Genomic DNA, 1,126 nt, shown 5'->3' with positions numbered 1-1,126 from the left:
AGTCTCCAAATAGGACATTGCCTAGCTTTACAACGGATGCTGGAAGCTCTCCTGCCAATTCGAGAGCGAGTGGGAGGAGTTCGAAGCCTTTAGGGTGTTGTTTGATTTTGCAAAGGAACAAGACCCCGATGGTTTTCGTGAAAATCTAAGGGAAGTTGCCAAGGAGTTGGCAGAGGATTTCCCAGAAGAATATAAATACTTGGTCAAGAGAAATCCTTGGGCTGGTAGATATTTGAAATGGTTTAATGGTCATAGAGGGCGTCCAGAGGCTCTGACAGCCCACCAGAGGGATTTTATAGCGAGGAATGATAAAATGACAGGGAAAGCCTTGTATGAGCGTTTAAAGGCTGATATGGGCTATACAGGAGCATTGAAGACAGTTCAGAATGAGCTAAGCAAGATAAGAAAACTAAGCCAAGAGACGAAGCTATAGGGGTTCAAGAAAGGAGTTTGGTTTGGCAAGCGTTAAAACATCATAGGCAGAGTATCTGCTAGTCAAGAGTAGGAGCGGTAAAGCGGACTGGAGTGCGGAGCACGGAGGGAGCATTTAAGGAGCGACGGAACTTGACGAGTAGACTGCCTATGATATGCTTGTTAGCCAAAGCGAACCCCGAATATAGTCAGAGGAATTAAAAATAGCATTCGGAAGTCTAAATTCTTCTTTCGGAAAACTGAGTTATAGTATTCGGAAATCTAAATTTGTTTTCTCGGAAGTCTATTTTATTCTGGAGGACTGGAAAAAGCTTAGAGGAGTCTGGAACATAGTCATAGGAGACATATGTATAGGGATTTCGCTTAGTTTATAAGGGAATATGAGTTTTTGTAACGACTAATTTTTTCAGTGTTTATAGTCAGATGTTTCGGATAATAGTCGGAGGAAATAGGTGCTTAGGGTTTTTGCTTAGTTAGTAAGTAAAACCCTATTTTTTATAAGACTAATTTTTTGTGGTATTGGTGTGGTATTTGATGTGGTATTAAATGTGGTATTTGGGGATGTCTCTTATAAAAATATGAAGATGCCGAAGAATTTCAGGGTGTATTTCTAGATGGTCGCCGTGTCATTAATAGACGTGGGGGTTGGTGTGGGGGGGGGGTGGGGGGGGGGGTGGTGGGTGGCGTGGGTTGT

General features: G+C 42.5%; 1 protein-coding gene. It reads left to right on the top strand.

Features of this window, described 5'->3' with window-relative positions; genetic code table 11:
- Window positions 1-94 precede the first annotated feature (94 nt).
- Window positions 95-433, top strand: a complete 339-nt coding sequence (locus QM857_RS09175) for a hypothetical protein (RefSeq protein ID WP_414275762.1) — start codon at window positions 95-97, stop codon at window positions 431-433.
- The last annotated feature ends 693 nt before the right edge of the window (window positions 434-1,126 follow it).

Source organism: Streptococcus infantis, assembly GCF_047463315.1.
Taxonomy (GTDB): domain Bacteria; phylum Bacillota; class Bacilli; order Lactobacillales; family Streptococcaceae; genus Streptococcus; species Streptococcus infantis_AB.
This window is presented reverse-complemented; position numbering and strand designations above follow the sequence as displayed.